We start from the raw sequence: 435 nt of genomic DNA on the forward strand, positions 1-435 counted from the left end.
GGGGAGCACCGCCATCGCGGTTGTAGCCGCCCTCACGACGAGGCGCACCACCGTCACGACGGGGAGCACCGCCATCGCGGTTGTAGCCGCCCTCACGACGGGGAGCGCCAACGTCACGACGGGGAGCACCGCCATCGCGGTTGTAGCCGCCCTCACGACGGGGAGCGCCACCATCGCGGCTGCTGTAGTTGGGGCGTCCGCCAGAAGCGCGGTTCCCGCGCGGTCCGTTGTCGTCGTTGCGACGCGGACGGCGCTCTTCCTCTTCTGGCATGATGCTCCCTGTTCTCTTCGTGTAAACGCAAAATGGCCACCCAACGATGGGTGGCCATTCTGTCTAAAAGGAGTCCGGCGGTGTCCTACTCTCCCACAGGGTCCCCCCTGCAGTACCATCGGCGCTGTGAGGCTTAGCTTCCGGGTTCGGAATGTAACCGGGCG

At 66.2% G+C, this 435-nt stretch carries 1 rRNA gene and 1 pseudogene; both read right to left on the minus strand.

Features of this window, described 5'->3' with window-relative positions:
* Nucleotides 1–271 (minus strand): annotated as a pseudogene (locus ILP86_RS19475) (hypothetical protein); the annotation flags it as partial.
* Between the two features lie 72 nt (nucleotides 272–343).
* Nucleotides 344–435, minus strand: a 5S ribosomal RNA gene (gene rrf, locus ILP86_RS19480); the annotation flags it as partial.

It is taken from the genome of Microbacterium sp. R1, assembly GCF_015159725.1.
Taxonomy (GTDB): Bacteria; Actinomycetota; Actinomycetes; order Actinomycetales; family Microbacteriaceae; genus Microbacterium; species Microbacterium oxydans.